15 protein-coding genes are annotated in these 16844 nt (G+C 71.0%); 5 read left to right on the top strand and 10 right to left on the bottom strand.

Annotated features, from left to right (window positions below; all coding sequences use genetic code 11):
* Positions 1 to 70: 70 nt before the first annotated feature.
* From ndk to DFR69_RS22015, 4 genes are all read right to left on the bottom strand, one after another.
* Positions 71 to 487: a nucleoside-diphosphate kinase gene (gene ndk / locus DFR69_RS22030; protein ID WP_110039504.1), complete on the bottom strand. Its 417-nt coding sequence runs from the start codon at positions 485 to 487 to the stop codon at positions 71 to 73.
* Positions 488 to 530: 43 nt separating this feature from the next.
* Positions 531 to 926, bottom strand: coding sequence for a DUF4233 domain-containing protein (locus DFR69_RS22025; protein WP_110039503.1), 396 nt, complete (start codon positions 924 to 926; stop codon positions 531 to 533).
* A gap of 71 nt (positions 927 to 997) precedes the next feature.
* Positions 998 to 2455 (bottom strand): bifunctional tetrahydrofolate synthase/dihydrofolate synthase, encoded by a 1458-nt coding sequence (gene folC, locus DFR69_RS22020; RefSeq protein ID WP_279629853.1) that lies wholly within the window; start codon positions 2453 to 2455, stop codon positions 998 to 1000.
* The gene (locus DFR69_RS22015; RefSeq protein WP_110039502.1) at positions 2452 to 5130 is read right to left on the bottom strand and encodes a valine--tRNA ligase; all 2679 of its coding nucleotides are present in this window, start codon (positions 5128 to 5130) and stop codon (positions 2452 to 2454) included. Before DFR69_RS22015 ends, folC begins: the two co-directional genes overlap by 4 nt.
* A 311-nt stretch (positions 5131 to 5441) precedes the next feature.
* Here DFR69_RS22015 and DFR69_RS22010 point away from each other — a divergent pair, with 311 nt between their 5' ends.
* Positions 5442 to 6131: an ATP-binding protein gene (locus tag DFR69_RS22010; protein WP_244198392.1), complete on the top strand. Its 690-nt coding sequence runs from the start codon at positions 5442 to 5444 to the stop codon at positions 6129 to 6131.
* 150 nt (positions 6132 to 6281) lie between these two features.
* Here DFR69_RS22010 and DFR69_RS22005 read toward each other — a convergent pair whose 3' ends face one another.
* Both DFR69_RS22005 and DFR69_RS22000 read right to left on the bottom strand, forming a co-directional pair.
* A complete protein-coding gene (locus tag DFR69_RS22005) occupies positions 6282 to 7232 on the bottom strand; it encodes a YegS/Rv2252/BmrU family lipid kinase (protein WP_110039501.1) in 951 nt (316 codons plus the stop codon).
* Entirely contained in the window at positions 7229 to 8857 is a 1629-nt protein-coding gene (locus tag DFR69_RS22000) for an FAD-binding oxidoreductase (protein WP_110039500.1), read from the bottom strand. The genes DFR69_RS22005 and DFR69_RS22000 overlap by 4 nt, the downstream gene beginning before the upstream one ends.
* 136 nt (positions 8858 to 8993) lie before the next feature.
* Between DFR69_RS22000 and DFR69_RS21995 the strand changes: the two genes are divergently transcribed.
* A complete protein-coding gene (locus DFR69_RS21995; RefSeq protein ID WP_110039499.1) occupies positions 8994 to 9614 on the top strand; it encodes a TetR/AcrR family transcriptional regulator in 621 nt (206 codons plus the stop codon).
* The gene (locus DFR69_RS21990; RefSeq protein WP_110039498.1) at positions 9604 to 11151 is read left to right on the top strand and encodes a glycerol-3-phosphate dehydrogenase/oxidase; all 1548 of its coding nucleotides are present in this window, start codon (positions 9604 to 9606) and stop codon (positions 11149 to 11151) included. The genes DFR69_RS21995 and DFR69_RS21990 overlap by 11 nt, the downstream gene beginning before the upstream one ends.
* Positions 11152 to 11292: 141 nt before the next feature.
* On the opposite strand, the gene DFR69_RS21985 is transcribed toward DFR69_RS21990, so the two are convergent.
* Positions 11293 to 11853, bottom strand: coding sequence for a GNAT family N-acetyltransferase (locus DFR69_RS21985; protein WP_244198391.1), 561 nt, complete (start codon positions 11851 to 11853; stop codon positions 11293 to 11295).
* Positions 11850 to 12527, bottom strand: coding sequence for a TetR/AcrR family transcriptional regulator (locus DFR69_RS21980; protein WP_110039497.1), 678 nt, complete (start codon positions 12525 to 12527; stop codon positions 11850 to 11852). The genes DFR69_RS21985 and DFR69_RS21980 overlap by 4 nt, the downstream gene beginning before the upstream one ends.
* Positions 12528 to 12648: 121 nt before the next feature.
* Here DFR69_RS21980 and DFR69_RS21975 point away from each other — a divergent pair, with 121 nt between their 5' ends.
* Positions 12649 to 13830, top strand: a complete 1182-nt coding sequence (locus DFR69_RS21975) for an FHA domain-containing protein (RefSeq protein WP_146229394.1) — start codon at positions 12649 to 12651, stop codon at positions 13828 to 13830.
* 78 nt (positions 13831 to 13908) lie between these two features.
* On the opposite strand, the gene mihF is transcribed toward DFR69_RS21975, so the two are convergent.
* Positions 13909 to 14223, bottom strand: a complete 315-nt coding sequence (mihF, locus tag DFR69_RS21970; RefSeq protein WP_019045768.1) for an integration host factor, actinobacterial type — start codon at positions 14221 to 14223, stop codon at positions 13909 to 13911.
* Between the two features lie 450 nt (positions 14224 to 14673).
* On the opposite strand from mihF, the gene DFR69_RS21965 reads away from it, so the two are divergent.
* Positions 14674 to 15483 (top strand): hypothetical protein, encoded by an 810-nt coding sequence (locus DFR69_RS21965; protein WP_110039495.1) that lies wholly within the window; start codon positions 14674 to 14676, stop codon positions 15481 to 15483.
* Between the two features lie 73 nt (positions 15484 to 15556).
* Here the strand turns inward: DFR69_RS21965 and clpX are convergent, their stop codons facing one another.
* A complete protein-coding gene (gene clpX, locus DFR69_RS21960; RefSeq protein WP_110039494.1) occupies positions 15557 to 16837 on the bottom strand; it encodes an ATP-dependent Clp protease ATP-binding subunit ClpX in 1281 nt (426 codons plus the stop codon).
* Between the last annotated feature and the right edge of the window lie 7 nt (positions 16838 to 16844).

The raw sequence follows: 16844 nt of genomic DNA, 5'->3' as shown, positions 1-16844 counted from the left end.
CGCGGGCGAACTCCGCACCGCTCGAGCTCGTCGCGTCCGCACCGGACGCGACGAGCGAGTACAGCGCGAATCAGGCAGGAAACTCGGGGAACCAGAGCGCGATCTCGCGCTTGGCGGACTCGGGCGAGTCGGAACCGTGGACGAGGTTGAACTGGGTCTCCAGACCGAAGTCACCGCGGATGGTGCCCGGGGTGGCCTTCTCCACCGGGTCGGTGCCGCCAGCGAGCTGACGGAACGCCGCGATCGCGCGCGGACCCTCCAGCACGGCCGCCACGACCGGGCCCGAGGTGATGAATTCGATGAGCGAACCGAAGAACGGGCGCTCGGCGTGCTCGGCGTAGTGCTCCTTCGCGAGCTCGACGGACACCGTCTTCAGCTCGAGGGCCGCCAGGGTCAGGCCCTTGCGCTCGATGCGGGCGAGCACCTCGCCGACGAGGCCACGGGAGACGCCGTCCGGCTTGATGAGTACCAAAGTCTGCTCAGTCACGGCGACACTCTATCCGGCGGCGCCACCGCGGGCCGAACTCGTGTCAGTTCTCCCGGTGCATCCGCTGGCTGGGCAGCAGCCCCGCGTCCATCCGGCGCTGCACATCCGCGCGCAACATGAGGATGAACGCCCACACCGCGGCGAAGACCAGGCCGATGACGCCGATGGACAGGTGGATGAACGTGCCGGCCAGCAACAGCAGCTGCATCCCGAGGTTGAACGGGATCGCCCACGGCTTCCGCTGCAGACCCGCGCCCAGGATCATCAGGATCGACAGGGCCACCAGATAGGTGCCGGAAAACCAGGTGATCCCGCCGCCCACGTCGGCCACGACCGGCAGCGCGAGCAGCACCACGATCGCCTCGAGGATCAGGGTGCCCGCCATGACCCCGCGCAGACCCTTCCACGGGTCGGTGGCGGGCGGTGGAACATCGCTCATGCTGTGTCCATTCGGCATGCTCGGGCGGCCTGCGTGGTCACGCTCCGCTTCCTCCTCCGGCCGCTGACCGCTCATGCCGGGGCCTTTCCGAAGAGGGCGCGGGCCGCGCCCGCGGTGACGACCGAACCTGTCACCACCACGCCGGCGCCCGAGATCACGTCGCCGTCGTCACCGGCCTGCTCGGCCAGCGCGATCGCCGATTCCAGGGCGTCGGGCAGGGTCTCGGCGGTGATCACGCGTTCGTCGCCGAAGCGCTGCACGGCCAGGTCGGCCAGCCGGTCGACCTCCATGGCGCGCGGCGAGCCGTTGCTGGTGACCACGATCTCGTCGAAGACCGGTTCCAGGGCGTCCAGGATGCCGCCCGCGTCTTTGTCGGCGAGCACCGAGACGACCGCGACCAGCTTGCGGAAGTCGAATTCGGAGGTGAGGGTGTTGGCCAGCGCCTGCGCGCCTGCGGGATTGTGGGCCGCGTCGACGAAGATGGTCGGCGCGTTGCGCATCCGTTCCATCCGCCCCGGGCTGGCCGCGCCGGCGAACCCCGCGCGGACGGCCTCGACGTCGAGCTGACGATCCGCGCCCGCGCCGAAGAACGCCTCGACGGCGGCCAGCGCGAGCGAGGCGTTGCGCGCCTGGTGTTCCCCGTGCAGCGGCAGGAAGATCTCGTCGTACACGCCGCCGAGCCCCTGCAGCGTCAGCAGCTGACCGCCGACGGCGACGGCCCGCTCCAGCACCCGGAACTCCGCGCCCTCGCGGGCCACCGCCGCGTCGGCCTCCACGGCCCGGCGCAGCAGCACGTCCATGACCTCGGGCTCCTGCTCGGCGATCACCGCGACGGTGTCGACGGGCACCAGCGCCTCGGGCGCGCGCTTGATGATCCCGGCCTTCTCCTTGGCGATCGAGGGCAGGTCGGGACCGAGGTATTCGACGTGGTCGAGGCCGATCGGGGTGATCACCGCGACCTGTCCGTCGATCACGTTGGTGGCGTCCCAGGTGCCGCCCATGCCGGTCTCTACGACGGCCACGTCCACCGGCGCCTCGGCGAAGGCGGCGTAGGCCATGCCGGTGAGCACCTCGAACTTGCTCATCGCCGGGCCGCCCGCCGCGGCGGACTGCTGGTCGATCATCGCGATGTAGGGCTCGAGCTCGTGGTAGGTCTCCACGTAGCGGGCCGGGGTGATCGGAGCGTTGTCGATGCTGATCCGCTCGGTCGCCAGCTGCAGGTGCGGACTCGTGATCCGGCCGGTGCGCCGGTGCAGCGCGGTGAGCAGGGCATCGATCATCCGGGTGACCGAGGTCTTGCCGTTGGTCCCGGCGACGTGGATCGCCGGGTAGTTGCGCTGCGGGTTGCCGAGCAGGTCCATCAGCGTGGCGATCCTGGTCAGCGACGGCTCGATCTTGGTCTCGGGCCAGCGCTTGTCGAGTTCGGCCTCGACCAGCGCCAGCTCGGCCAGATCGACCGGCGACGGCCCGGCACCGAGCGGAGCCGGGCGGTCGTCGGCTTCGTACTGCGGTTCCGGCTCGTCGTTCACTTGCCGCTCAGCTCCGCCAGCCGGGCGCCGATCCGCGCGACTTCGGCCGCGGCCACGTCGCGGCGGCCGGTGATCTTGTCGACGACGTGCTGCGGCGCCTTGGCCAGGAAGGCCTCGTTGCCGAGCTTGGCCGTGGTGGTGTCGAGGTCCTTCTGCGCGACCGCGAGATCCTTTTCCAGCCTGCGGCGTTCGGCGTCGAGGTCGATGGCGCCGGAGGTGTCGAGCTGCACGGTGACCGTCGCGCCGGAGAGGCGGACCTGCACCTCGGCGGTGGTGGCGAAGTCGTCGCCGGGTTCGGTCAGCCGGGCCAGGTTGGCCACCGAGCCCGCGAACGCGCCGAGCCCGGCCTCGTCCAGGCCCACCAGCGTGGCCTTCACCTTCTGCTTGTCGGCCAGGCCCTGGTCGCTGCGGAAGCGGCGGATCTCGGTGATCAGGCGCTGCGTGTCGGCGACGCGCTGCGCGGCGACCGTGTCGGTGGCCACCCCACTCGCGGCGGGCCACGGCGCGACCACGACGGACTCGCCGCCGGTGAGCGCCTTCCACAGCGTCTCGGTGACGAACGGGATCACCGGGTGCAGCAGGCGCAGCACCGCGTCGAGCACGGTGCCCAGAACCACCGCGGTGCTCTCGGCGCGCGCGTCGGACTCGGCGAACTGCACCTTCGACAGCTCCAGGTACCAGTCGCACAGTTCATCCCACGCGAAGTGGTAGAGCGCCTCGCAGGCCTTGCCGAATTCGTAGGCGTCGAAGGCGGCGTCGACTTCGGCGCGCACCTCGTCGAGCCGGTCGACGATCCAGCGGTCGGTGTCGGTGAGGGTCTCGCGCGGGGGCAGCTCGCCCGAGCGCGCGCCGTTCATCAGCGCGAACTTGGTGGCGTTGAACAGCTTGGTGACGAAGCTGCGCGAGGCCAGGGCGTGCGGTTCGCCGACCGAGAGGTCGCCGCCCGGCTGGGCGCCGCGGGCCAGGGTGAAGCGCAGCGCGTCGGCGCCGTAGGAGTTGATCCAGTCCAGCGGGTCGATGCCGTTGCCGCGCGACTTCGACATCTTCTTGCCGAACTGGTCGCGGATCAGGCCGTGCAGGAAGACGTCCTCGAACGGCACCTGCTTCTGCCCGCCCTTGCCGGTCGTGAGCGCCGGGTCGTCGCTGACGAACATGCCGAACATCATCATCCGGGCCACCCAGAAGAACAGGATGTCGTAGCCGGTGACCAGCACGCTGGTCGGATAGAACTTCGCCAGCTCCGGGGTGGCCTCGGGCCAGCCCATCGTGGAGAACGGCCACAGGCCCGAGGAGAACCAGGTGTCGAGCACGTCCGGGTCCTGCACCCAGCCCTCGGGCGCTTCCTCGTCCGGGCCCAGGCACACGATCTCGCCCTCGGGGCCGTACCAGATCGGGATGCGGTGACCCCACCACAGCTGGCGCGAGATGCACCAGTCGTGCATGTTGTCGACCCAGTCGAACCAGCGCGGTTCCTGGCTCGCCGGGTGGATCTTCACGTCGCCGTCGCGGACCGCGTCGCCCGCGGCCTTGGCCAGCGACTCCACCTTGACCCACCACTGCATCGACAGGCGCGGCTCGATCGGCTCGCCGGAGCGCTCGGAGTGACCGACGCTGTGCACGTAGGGCCGCTTCTCGGCGACCACGCGGCCCTCGGCGGCGAGGCGCTCGCGCACCTTCACCCGCGCCTCGAAGCGGTCCATGCCGTCGAATTCGGTTCCGGTGCCGGTGATCCGGCCGCCCTCGTCCATGATCGTGGGCATCGGCAGGTTGTGCCGCAGGCCCATCTCGAAGTCGTTGGGGTCGTGCGCGGGGGTGATCTTCACCGCGCCGGTGCCGAACTCGGGGTCGACGTAATCGTCGGCGATGATCGGGATCTGGTGGCCGGTGATCGGGTGGTAGACGGTGGTGCCGATCATCGCGGCGTAGCGCGGGTCGTCGGGGTGCACGGCCACGGCGGTGTCACCGAGCATCGTCTCGACGCGGGTGGTGGCCACCACGACGTGCGGTTCGTTGTCGTCGAGCGAGCCGTAGCGCAGCGAGACCAGCTCGCCCTCGACGTCCTTGTAGTCCACCTCGAGGTCGGAGATGCCGGTCTTCAGCACCGGCGACCAGTTCACCAGACGCTCGGCCCGGTAGATCAGCCCCGCGTCGTACATGCGCTTGAAGATGGTGCGGACCGCGCGCGAGAGGCCCTCGTCCATGGTGAAGCGGTCGCGGCTCCAGTCGACGCCGTCGCCGAGCGCGCGCATCTGCCACTGGATGGCGCCGCCGGACTCGCGCTTCCAGTCCCACACCTTGTCGATGAACAGCTCGCGGCCGAAGTCCTCTTTGGTCTTGCCGTCGGCGGCGAGCTGCTTCTCCACCACGGTCTGGGTCGCGATGCCCGCGTGGTCCATGCCGGGCAGCCACAGCACCTCGTAGCCCTGCATCCGCTTGCGGCGGGTGAGGGTGTCCATGAGGGTGTGGTCGAGCGCGTGGCCCATGTGCAGGGTGCCGGTGACGTTCGGTGGCGGCAGCACGATCGAGTAGGCGGGCTTGCCGCTGGTCGCGTCGGCGCCGAAGTATCCGGCGGCTACCCAGCCCTCGTACAGGTCGGCCTCTACCTCGCTGGGATTCCAGCTCTTGGGCAGGGCGTCGGCACGATTTCGCGAGTTGTCTGGGGCTGCGCTGGTCACGCCCCAATCCTAAGGGGCGCGCGCGGCGCGACTTACCACCGCCTCCGGTGGTGAGTGCCGGAGAAAAACAGAGACGGAATCTTCGGTGGATGAGGGACACCGAAGACTCCGTCTACCCCTGCGATACTACCGGCGATCGGGACTCGACCGGGGAATCCATAGGCAATTCTCAGTTTCTCCCTACCGGGGCGCGGAAGTTTGTCACCCACTCACAAACGACACGCGGAAGTCGTTGTGAGACTTGCGACTCCGGCGAAGATCGGGGATTTCCCGGATTGCCGAATTGTCCGTTTTCCCGGAGTCTGGAGAGGGTGACGCCCCCGCTCGATTCCGCAGCCAGCCCCGCACCCCGCTCCACCCCGTCCCGAGTCGTGGCCCCGGTCGCGCTGGTCGACCTCCGTGCGGGCGAGGTCGAGGAACTCCGCTACCCCGCCACCAGCGTGCTGGTGTTCGCCGGAGTGCCCGGCGCGGGCAAGTCCACCGCGCTACACCGCTTCTTCGCCGCGGGCCCCGAGGCGGAGCAGCCGGTGCGCACGGCCTCGGGCGCGCTGGTGCTCGACTCGAATCACACCCGCAACCGGTTGCGGCACCGGCTGGGCTGGCTGCCGTACCCGCTGTGGCGGCCGCTGGTGCACCTCGCGCACTATCGCGCGATTCGCCGCGCCCTGCGCACCACCGACGGCCCGGTCGCCATCCACGACTGCGCGACTTTCGGCTGGAGCCGCGAGCTGATCAGCCGCTGGGCCGAGGAGGGCGGCCGCGAACTCCACATGGTGCTGATCGACGTCCCGGCGACCGAGGCCAGGCACGGCCAGATCACCCGGGGCAGGCGGGTCAACAGCGTGGCGTTCACCGCCCACTGCCGCCGGTGGGATCGGCTGATGCGGTCGCTGAGCGCCGAGGTACCGCCGAACCCGGCTCCGCTGGCGTCGGCCTCGGTGGTGATCGTCGATCGTCCGACGCTCAGCGCGGTCGCCCGGATCACCTTCGAGGCCGCCTGAGCCCGGACGCGTCGCCACGCGGCGCAGACCCACGAGCCACCCGTTGTCCGCCGACGCGTCCGGGACTGCGATCAACGGACGGCCGAGTCGTTTCCGGCGCGAGCCGCGCGCGCCCAGACGGCGCGACCTGTCAGGGCGGCGCCGCCCGGTTCACGGGACGAGCACCGTCAAAGCCCCCGGCATCGCCTGCACGGTGACGGGCAGCATGCCCGCGGGCTCGCCGTCGGCCGTGGCGTAGCCGCCGTCGGCGGTGACGGTGATCCGGCGGGCGCGGTAGCGCTTGGTCGACGGGTGGTCGATGCGCTTGCCCGCCGAGAGCGCGGGCAGCAGCCGCGCCATCTCGAGCCGCGAGACGGCGCCGACGACCGTGATGTCGAGGTAACCGTCGTCGGCGAGGGCGTCGGGGCACACCAGCATGCCGCCGCCGTAGGTGCGGGTGTTGCCGATCGGCGCCATCACCGCGTCGGTGTGGATCACCGTGTGCTCGCCGTCGGGATTGTCCAGCGCGCCGGGCGCCAGGCCGGACAACTCGATGGTGAACGGCAGCGTGTAGCCGCGCATCAGCTCGGCCACGGCGGCCACGGTGTAGCGCAGCGGACCGCGCGGGTAGCGCATCTTGTTGGCGCGCAGGGTGACTCGCGCGTCGAAACCGGTGCCGACGACGGTTGCGAACCAGGTGGGCGTTGCGTAGGTGGATTCGATCCGGCCCAGGTCGATGTGACGGACCCGGCCGCGCAGCACGATGTCGGTGGCCGCCTTCGGATCCCCGGTCGGGATGCCGAGTTCCCTGGCCAGGTCGTTGCCGGTCCCGGCGGGCACGAGGCCGAGCGGCACAGTGCTGTGCGCGACCGCGTTGAGCAGCACGTTCATCAGGCCGTCGCCGCCGACGCAGAGCACCGCGTCGGGCCTGCGCAGTTCGCTGCTCACCGCCGCCCTGACCTGCTCGACCGATTCGGTCGCGCTCGGCGCCCGTACCTCGGCCACCTCGACGCCCTGAGCCAGCAGCCGTTCCAGCACGGCGTCGGCGACGCCGTCGCCACGACCGGCACCCGAGTACGGGTTCGTGACGACGAGCACCCGCCGCACCGAAAGTTCACTCATGGCACCAGCTTTCCAGGATTCAGGATGCCGGCGGGGTCGAGTTCGCGCTTCACCGCGCGCAGCACCCGCACGCCCAGGTCGCCGATCTCAGCCGACATCCACGGCCGGTGGTCGGCGCCGACGGCGTGGTGGTGGGTGATGGTCCCGCCCGCGGCGACGATCGCGTCGCCCGCCGCGGACTTGGCGACCCGCCACTGCGCGATCGGATCGTCGAGTTGCTTGGCCACGACGGTGAAGTAGAGCGACGCACCGGTGGGATAGGTGTGCGAGATGTGGCACATCACCAGCGCGGGGGTGCCCTGCGCGCCGAGCGCGTCGGTGAGCGCGCCGGTGACCTTCACCTTCAGGTTCGCCAGGTTCGCCCAGGTGGTGGCGGTCTCGAGGGTCTCGCAGAGCACGCCGACGTCGAGCAGCGCGTCGCGCAGGTAGGGCGCGGCGAAGCGGCCGTGCTCCCACTGCTGGGCCGGCGCCTCGCCGAGCGCGGTGCCGCCCGCCGCGGCGAGCAGTCCGCTCGCCTCCAGCGCGCGGGCGGCGACGTGCGCCTCGGTGCCCTCGTAGGTGGTGATGGCCAGGCAGCCCGAGATGGGCTCGCCGCCGACATCGGCGGAGCGGGCCAGGTTCAGGCCGGTCTCGGCCTCGTCGGACAGGCGCAGCACCGTGGGCGCCGCGCCGGTCTGCACGAGCGCGCGCAGCGCGGCCGCGCCGGTGGCGAAGTCGGGGAACGACCAGGCCTGGTACGCAACGGTTTCCGGCACCGGGTGCACTCGCACCGTCACCGCCGTGATGATGCCGAGGGTGCCTTCGGAGCCGACGAACAGCTCACGCAGATCGGGACCGGCCGCCGACGCCGGGGCGCGCCCGAGGTCGACGGCGCCCTGCGGCGTCGCGATGCGCAGCCGCTCGACCATGTCGTCGAATCGGCCGTAGCCCGCCGAGGCCTGCCCCGAGGACCTGGTCGCGGCGAAGCCGCCGATGGTGGCGAACTCGAAGCTCTGCGGGAAGTGCCCGAGCGAGAGCCCGTGCGCGCCGAGCAGTTCCTCGGCCTGCGGCCCGGTGAGGCCGGCGCCGAGGGTGGCGGTGCCGCTGACCGGGTCGACGTCGGTGAGGGTGTCGAGCCTGCGCAGATCGAGCGCGATGACGGTGCCGAACCGCCCGCGCACCGGGTCGAGCCCGCCGACCACGCTCGTGCCGCCGCCGAACGGCACCACGGCGACGCCGTGCTCGGCGCAGTAGGCCAGCAGGGCGAGGACCTGCGCGTGATCGGCGGGGAAGACGATGGCGTCGGGCGCGTCCTGCGGTCCGTCTTCGCGGCGGCGCAGCAGATCGGGTGTGCTCTTGCCGCCCGCGTGTCGCAGCCGGTCGACGTCGGCGGTGGTGAGATGTTCGTCACCCACGATGGCGGTCAGACCGGCGCGATCGGCCGCGGTGAGGGCGGTGGGGCGCAGCGGCACGTCGCCCTCGTCGCGACGCGCCACCGGCTCGCCCGAGATCCCGAACACCTGCGCGAGCAGGCCACGGATCTGCGCCGACAGCGGCTGGTGTCCGGCGGGGACACCCCAGGCGTCCCACACCATACTCGGCCGCGCGGTGGCGGTGCCGGACTTTTCGGGTTGCATCTCGACCATGCGTTACATTCTGACATATAGTGTCAAGCAGTAATCAACAGATAGGCCCCCGCTGGTCCGCTCGATACCCTTGGGCGTCCCAGCTCGACCACGACGCCGGATCCGTGCGTCGCCGACACCCCGGGGTGAAGCCACGATGATCGAACTCGCGACCCAACCCGCCGAGCAGCTCTCGCCCACCGATGTGGCGATCCTGGATGCCACGCGGGCCTGCGTCGTCGATTTCGGCGTCCGGCGCACCACGCTCACCGAGGTGGCCCGGCGCGCGGGCGTCAGCAGGCCGACGGTCTACCGCCGCTGGCCCGATACCGGCTCGCTCATCGCCGAACTGCTCGTGCGCGAACTGCGCACGATCGTCGGCGAGACGATGCCCGATGTCGGCCTCGGCCGGGACCGGCTCGTGCGCGGCATCGTGGCGGGCGCGGCGGCGATCAGGGCGAACGCGGTGTTCGCCAAGATCTTCCGCACCGACACCGACCTGATGCTCACCTACGTGTTCGGCCGGTTGGGACGCAATCAGCGCACACTGATCGAGCTGTTCACCGCCGCGATCCGCCTCGGCCACGAGGACGGGTCAATCCGTGCCGGTGACGCCGAGCAGATGGCGACCATGCTGTTGCTCATCACCCAGTCCGCGGTGCAGTCCGCGGGCACGGTGGAGCCGCTGCTGGCCGGTGCGCGGTTCGACGCGGAGTTGTCGAGGGCGATCGAGGGTTACCTGCTCCCGCCACGCGAGAAGGACTGTGATGACTCCTGATTCGAATTCCGCCCTCGACGCCACCCGCCGCGCCGCCGAGCTGACCGCCCTCGGCGAGCGGCCCGAGGTCGACGTCCTGGTGATCGGCGGCGGCGTCACCGGCGCTGGTGCCGCGCTCGACGCGGCCGCGCGCGGCCTGCGCGTCGTGCTGGTCGAACGCGCCGACTTCGCGTTCGGCACCAGCCGCTGGAGTTCGAAACTGGTGCACGGCGGGCTGCGCTACCTCGCGAGCGGCCGGGTGGGCATCGCGCACGAGAGCGCGGTCGAGCGCGGCGTCCTGCTGCGCACCACCGCGCCGCATCTGGTGCGCCCCCTCCCCCAGCTCGTGCCGCTGCTGCCCGGGATCAAGCTCGCCCAGAGTTCGCTCATCCGCGCGGGATTCGCCGCCGGCGACGCGCTGCGGGTGGCCGCCCGCACCTCCGCCGACACCCTGCCGCGCTCGCGCCGGGTCACCGCCGCGGAGGCGCTGCGCCTGGCGCCGACGGTGCGCCGGGCCGGGCTGCGCGGCGGTCTACAGGCGTGGGACGGCCAGCTCGTCGACGACGCGCGCCTGGTGGTCGCGCTGGCGCGCACCGCGGCCGCCGCGGGCGCCACGGTGCTGACCCGCGTGGAAGCCGTTGCCGCGACCGGTGATTCGGTCGAGCTGCGCGACACCATGACCGGCCAGACACTGACCGTGCGTGCCCGCGCCGTGCTCAACGCGACCGGTGTGTGGGCGGGCGAGGTCGACCGCAGTATCGAGCTGCGCCCGAGCCGCGGCACCCACCTGGTGTTCGACGCCGCCGCGTTCGGCGGCCTCAGCGCAGCGCTGACGGTCCCGGTGCCGGGCAGCATCAGCCGGTTCGTCTTCGCGCTCCCGGCGGCGCACGGCCGCGTCTACCTCGGCCTCACCGACGAGGACGCCCCCGGCCCGATCCCCGACGAGCCGCAGCCGACCGAGGACGAGATCGACTTCCTGCTCGACACGATCAACACCGCGCTGCGCGAACCGCTGACCCGCGCCGACATCCGCGGCCGCTTCGCCGGCCTGCGCCCGCTGCTGAAGACCGCCGACGACAGCACCGCCGACATCTCGCGCGAGCACGCGGTACTCACCTCCCCCGACGGCGTGATCACCGTCGTCGGCGGCAAGCTGACCACCTATCGGCAGATGGCCCAGGACGCCGTCGACGCGGCCGTCGCGCACGCCGGGCTGGCCGCGGGCCCGTGCCGGACCACCGCGCTGCCGCTGATCGGCGCCGTCTCCGGGGCCGCCCGCGACCGCATCGACGCGCCGCCGGTGCTCATCGAGCGGTACGGCAGCGAGGCGGGCCACATCGTGTCGGCGTGGCTGGCCGATCCGGCCCTGCGCGAGCCGGTCGCGCCCGGCATCGATGTCACCGCCGCCGAGTTCGACTTCGCCATCACCCACGAGGGCGCGCTCACCGTCGACGACCTGCTCGACCGCCGCACGCGTATCGGCCTGGTGCCCGAAGACCGCGCCGCCGCCCTCCCCGCCGCAGAGGCCGCTTTCGCCAGGAACGCCGTCACCCGCTGACCTCACGAGTCGCCCGTCGGAGCTGTCCTCGACGGGCTCCCGTCCATCGCCCGGCCCACGCGAAACCGCGAGTCAGCCTGGTCCGCACGGCTCTCGCGCATCCGGGCGCCGACCGGTCTCGTCGAGCCCGACGTCCCGAGATCAGCCCTCGATCCACGTGGCGAGCTCGGCGCGCATGCAGGCGCGTGGCCATTCGTCGAGGCCGTGGGCGATCTCGGCGGCGCGGATCGCGCGCAGTTCCGGCGTCTCCTCGGAGACGGGGACGTAGGCGAAGCCGAGGCGGGCGTAGTAGGGACCGTTCCACGGGACCTCGGTGAAGGTGGTGAGGGTGATCTCGTGCAGCCCACGGTCTTTCGCCCAGCCCACGGCGTGGTCGATCAGGCGTTTGCCGATGCGCTGCCCGCTGTGGGCGGGGTCGACGGAGACCTGGTCGATGTGCGGCTGCCCGTCGACGAGTCCGAGCACCAGGTAGCCGATCGGGCGATCGGTCTCGTCGGGCCACACCCAGGCACGCTCGGCGGCGAGGTACTCGCGCAGGGTTTCGGCGGCGGGCGGTTCGTCCTCGGCCACCGCGACCATCCCGATCTCGGCGAACGGCGCGCCCGCGCGGCACTCGATCTCGCGCAGCCGCTCGATGTCGTTCTCGCGGGCGGGCCGGATCGGGCCGCCGAACACCGGCGGCCGGGTGGTCTGCGGCTTCATCGCGCGCCCACCGGGGTGGCGACGATCCCGTTGAGCAGCGCGCGCAGCGCCCAGCGCGCCCTGGCGTCACCGTCGCCCGCCAGCACTTGCGCGCGGAGCGCGACCAGGGTCGGATACCGCTCGGCGGGCAACGCGTCGAAGCGCCGGCCCAGCTCGGCGATGTACCGCGCTCGGCCGGCACCCGCGGTGTCGTGGGCGGACTGTTCGGCGGCCGCTGCGGTGAGATGCAGGTAGATCAGGTCGACGGCCCAGGCGGCGGTCGCCGGGTCGAGCCCGCCCGCGCGCAGCAGCGCGAGCAACCGCTCGACGAGGCCGAGGGCGTGTTCGGTGGCCGGGAAGCGGCCGAGGGCCACCAGGGCGAGGCCCTCGTGCCTGGCCAGGACGTCGACGGTGTCCTCGACCAGGGTGGTCAGGCGTTCGCGCCAGTCGCCCTCGGCGGGCGCCGGCACGGTGGACAGGACGTGGTCGAGCATGCCGGACATCAGGTCGTCGCGGTTGGCGACGTAGACGTAGAGCGAGGCGGCGCCGGTGTCGAGTTCTTTGGCGACCCGGCGCATGGTGAGCCCGGACAGGCCGTCGGCGTCGAGAATGCGCAGACCGGTCTCGAGCACGACCTCGCGGCTCAGCGGTGCCTTCGCCGGTCTGGCCCGGCGACTGACGGGTGCGGCGTTCATGCGCTGATCATACGCAGCGCCCGAACGACGTTTGGCACGAACATTGTTCGCGGGCACAACCCTCATCCCTCGCCCGGCGGGGATCTATGCTGGCAAAGGCCAGCCCGACAAGGAGGCAGTGATGCGCGCGCATTCGTCTACCGTGGCCATCGTGCCCGGTACCGGGATCGTCGCCCGATTCGGCGACGTCGTCATCTATCTCGCCGGGGAGACCCCGTCCACCGATCGACTACTCGGCGCCGTCGAGACCGTCGCACTCAGCACCGCGGCGTCGGCGCCCGGTGCGGCCCTGGCCCAGCGCCTGGCCGGCGTCGTCTTCGGCGGCGCGTCGGCGCCGCCGCCGTTCGGCGTCCTCGCGCCCACCGCCGACGGGATGCTGATCCTGTTGCGCGGCGCGGTGATCGCCGAAGTCTCGGGCGCCGAGGGCAACCGCAGGGTGGCGGGCGACCGCGCCTTCACCTGGGTCGACGAGATCATCCGCGAACCGGTCCGCCGGATCGCGATCGGCGCCGAGATGGCCGATCCCACCAGCGCCAACCCCCGCACCGATCTGCGCGCCGGCATCGTCACCGGCAACGGATTCGTGCTCACCATGGGCCGCAAGCGCAACCCGGCGCCGCGCCGCGTGGAGACCATCGACGAACCCGCGCCCACCGAGGCCACCGGGTTCCGCGCGCTGCGCGCGCCGGGGCGTGCCGAGGACGGCGGGTCCCGCCCACCCACGGCCGGTCTGCAGGTGAGCACAGAGACGGCGGCCCCCGCCACCGGATTCGTGCCGTCCGCCGACGCGGGCGCGCCCGACGGGGAAACGGTGAGCACCGGCGCGCGACCCACCACGATCGAGGGCGAGACCGTCAGCACCGGCCCGCGCAACTCCCCCGCCACCAGCGCGCCGCTGGCCTGGTCACAGGCGCTGGACGCCGCGAAGCTGGCCGAGCCGGTCGCGCTGGGAAAATCGTCCGGGCAGTCCAGCCCGCGTGGCGCCCTGGTCACCGAGGACGGGCTCAGCTATCCGCTGGACCGGTCCTATGTGCTGGGTCGCAACCCCTCCGGGGACGAATCGGTGCGGGCCGCCGCCGCCACACCGATCCTGATCGAGCGGGACCGGCTCGTCTCCCGGGTCCATGCCTTCGTGGCCCCCGAGCGAGGCAAGGTGTTCGTCCGGGAGGCTCCCGCCACCTCCGGCACGTTCTTCGCCGCCCCCGATTCCGAGCGCTGGTCGCGCGTCGGCACGCTGCCCATCGAGCTCCAGCCGGGCTGGCGCCTGCGGATCAACGATTTCCTGCTCACCTACTGCGTCTGAACCCCGGCCTGGGCCGAACTGTCCCGACGCCCGTGGCGTGCACGCTGTGCGTCCACGGGCGTCGGATCGCTGGTCGGCTCAGGCCTCGAGGGCGTCGAGCAGCGCCGCGCGCTGGCGGGCACCGAGCCCGCCGATACGACGATCCTCGGGGATCTCGGCCTGATCCATCAGCTTGGCCGCCTTCACCGGACCGACGCCCGGCAGCGCCTTGATCACCGCGGCCACCTTGGTCTTCTTGACCAGGTCGTCGCTGTCGGCCTTCTTGAGCAGATCGGCGACGGTGACCTTGCCCTCCTTCACCTTGCCGATCAGTTCCGAGCGCGCCTTGCGCACGGCAGCCGCTTTGGCCAACGCCTCGGTGCGCTGTTCGGCGGTCATCGTAGGCAGTGCCATGTCTCCTCCGCTTCCACTCGTCACTCGAACATCTGATTGACGGACCGAGTAAACAGCACCCGAACGGCGGCACCAGTCCGACACACCGCGAGGATACGCCGATGAGTTTTGCGCGACGGGCCCGTCGTTACGGGTGAACGCCCTGCAAGACGGACCAAACGGACGTAACACCTGGCTCGTCGGCGGCGACACATCAGCAGAAGCACCACACGGGATCAAGGTTCAACGGCGAACCACGGAGGATCAACGACGCTCCTCGACCCCGGGCGCGACCGTCACCGACAGTCGTCACCGTGTCCCCGGTGCTCAGCGAGAACAGCTACACAGTTGTGCGCCAGACGTTTCCGGCTCGCCGCGGGCCGGAGGGAAATCGGCCCGCGGTTGTGCTCGCCACGGCGCGATGCGCAAGAATGACGCGACCCGGCGAACCCTGAGCTGTCTGGAGTTGCGATGCGCGAGGAACACCCGCTCGATAACGAGGTCGTCGCCCTGCCCGTGCGGGTGGAGCGCGCCCGTCGGCGCATCGAGTACCAGTCCGACCCCGCGCTGACCGACGCGCTGTCCGAGGACGAGCTGCGCGCCGAGCGGGAACTGGCCGAGAAGATCCGCACCTACGAGCGCGACCAGCGCTGGAAGCAGATCAAGGCCGCCTCCACCCATGCCGACCGCCTGCGCGAGACCACGGCGGCGATGGAGCGGGCCGAGATGGCCGATCTGATGCTGGCCCGCAAGGCCATGGCCGCGCAGCGCCGCGAATCGAACCCGCGCGCCCGGCTGGCCTCGCTCTACCAGCACCGCACCTGGTCGCTGCGCGCGCTGGCAGGCGTGGTGATCGCGGGCATGCTGTGGTCGGCGGTGAACGTGCAGCACAACATCGCCCCCGGCGGTCCAGGCGACCCGCTCTACTGGGCCAGTTTCGGCCTGGAGGCGATGATCAGCGTCTGCCTGATCATCATCATGATCGGCACCACCCGCGTGGCCGAGTGGGGCGTGATGGGCAACCGCACCCAGGTGCTGGTGGCCGAGCTCTTCCTGCTCACCCTCACAATCGCCCTCAACACCTACCCGCACCTGAGCGCGGGCAACTGGTACGACGCCGCGGTGCACGCCGTGGCCCCCGTGATGATCGGCGTCGCCCTGATGATCCACAACGCCGCCAGCGCCCGCTACAGCACCGCCATCGCGCGCGCCTCCGCCGACATCCCCGCCGACGAGGAGGAAGACATGCTCGCCGCCGCCCCCTCCTTCCGCGACAACTAGTCCTGCCACACGAAAGGGCCCGTCCAGCTCGGCACTGAGCCGAGGGACGGGCCCTTCTCGTAGATCGGGTGCGCTAGGCCGACTTCTCGCGGCGCTCGGTGCGCTGGGTCTTGCGGGGGACGATCGTCGGAAGGACGTTCTCGGTGACCGTGTCGGCGTTGACGACCACCTTGGCGACGTCGTCGCGGCCGGGGATGTCGTACATCACCGGGAGCAGGACTTCCTCCATGATGGCGCGCAGGCCGCGGGCGCCGGTGCCGCGCAGGATCGCCTGGTCCGCGACGGCCTCGAGGGCGTCGGTGGTGAACTCCAGGTCGACACCGTCCATCTCGAACAGCCGCACGTACTGCTTGACCAGCGCGTTCTTCGGCTCCGAGAGGATCTTGACCAGCGAGTCCTTGTCCAGGTTCGTCACCGAGGCGACGACGGGCAGGCGGCCGATGAACTCGGGGATCAGACCGAACTTGATCAGATCCTCGGGCATCACGTCGGCGAAGTGGTCGTCGGTGTCGACCTCGGCCTTGGAGCGGACCTCGGCGCCGAAACCGATCCCGCGGTGCCCGGTGCGGTCGGAGATGATCTTCTCCAGACCCGCGAAGGCGCCCGCCACGATGAAGAGCACGTTGGTGGTGTCGATCTGGATGAACTCCTGGTGCGGGTGCTTGCGACCGCCCTGCGGCGGCACACTCGCCTGGGTGCCCTCCAGGATCTTCAGCAGCGCCTGCTGCACGCCCTCGCCGGAGACGTCACGGGTGATCGACGGGTTCTCGCTCTTGCGGGCGATCTTGTCGACCTCGTCGATGTAGATGATGCCGGTCTCGGCGCGCTTGACGTCGTAGTCGGCGGCCTGGATCAGCTTCAGCAGGATGTTCTCGACGTCCTCGCCGACGTAGCCCGCCTCGGTGAGCGCGGTGGCGTCGGCGATGGCGAACGGCACGTTCAGCATCTTCGCCAGCGTCTGCGCGAGGTAGGTCTTGCCGCAGCCGGTGGGCCCGAGCATCAGGATGTTCGACTTGGCCAGCTCGACGGTCTCGCCGCGCGAATCGCGGCCCTTGTCGCCGGCCTGGATGCGCTTGTAGTGGTTGTACACCGCCACCGCGAGGGTGCGCTTGGCCGTGTCCTGGCCGATGACGTAGTTCTCCAGGAAGTCCCGGATCTCCGAGGGCTTGGGCAGCTCGTCGAGCTTCACCTCGCTCGACTCGGCCAGCTCTTCCTCGATGATCTCGTTGCAGAGGTCGATGCACTCGTCGCAGATATAGACCCCGGGGCCCGCAATGAGCTTCTTGACCTGCTTCTGGCTCTTTCCGCAGAACGAGCACTTGAGCAGATCGCCGCCGTCTCCGATGCGCGCCATCTCGTAG

The organism is Nocardia neocaledoniensis (assembly GCF_003182135.1).
Classification (GTDB): Bacteria; Actinomycetota; Actinomycetes; order Mycobacteriales; family Mycobacteriaceae; genus Nocardia; species Nocardia neocaledoniensis.
Note: the sequence above shows the minus strand (reverse complement) of the source record. Positions and strands in the feature narration are given on the sequence as shown.

Coding starts and splice junctions, on each gene's coding strand:
- DFR69_RS22025 (WP_110039503.1), bottom strand. CDS start 926: ATGAGCGATGTTCCACCGCCCGCCACCGACCCGTGGAAGGGTCTGCGC.
- DFR69_RS22005 (WP_110039501.1), bottom strand. CDS start 7,232: ATGAGTGAACTTTCGGTGCGGCGGGTGCTCGTCGTCACGAACCCGTAC.
- DFR69_RS22000 (WP_110039500.1), bottom strand. CDS start 8,857: ATGGTCGAGATGCAACCCGAAAAGTCCGGCACCGCCACCGCGCGGCCG.
- DFR69_RS21995 (WP_110039499.1), top strand. CDS start 8,994: ATGATCGAACTCGCGACCCAACCCGCCGAGCAGCTCTCGCCCACCGAT.
- DFR69_RS21990 (WP_110039498.1), top strand. CDS start 9,604: ATGACTCCTGATTCGAATTCCGCCCTCGACGCCACCCGCCGCGCCGCC.
- DFR69_RS21985 (WP_244198391.1), bottom strand. CDS start 11,853: ATGAAGCCGCAGACCACCCGGCCGCCGGTGTTCGGCGGCCCGATCCGG.
- DFR69_RS21980 (WP_110039497.1), bottom strand. CDS start 12,527: ATGAACGCCGCACCCGTCAGTCGCCGGGCCAGACCGGCGAAGGCACCG.
- DFR69_RS21975 (WP_146229394.1), top strand. CDS start 12,649: ATGCGCGCGCATTCGTCTACCGTGGCCATCGTGCCCGGTACCGGGATC.
- mihF (WP_019045768.1), bottom strand. CDS start 14,223: ATGGCACTGCCTACGATGACCGCCGAACAGCGCACCGAGGCGTTGGCC.
- DFR69_RS21965 (WP_110039495.1), top strand. CDS start 14,674: ATGCGCGAGGAACACCCGCTCGATAACGAGGTCGTCGCCCTGCCCGTG.
- clpX (WP_110039494.1), bottom strand. CDS start 16,837: ATGGCGCGCATCGGAGACGGCGGCGATCTGCTCAAGTGCTCGTTCTGC.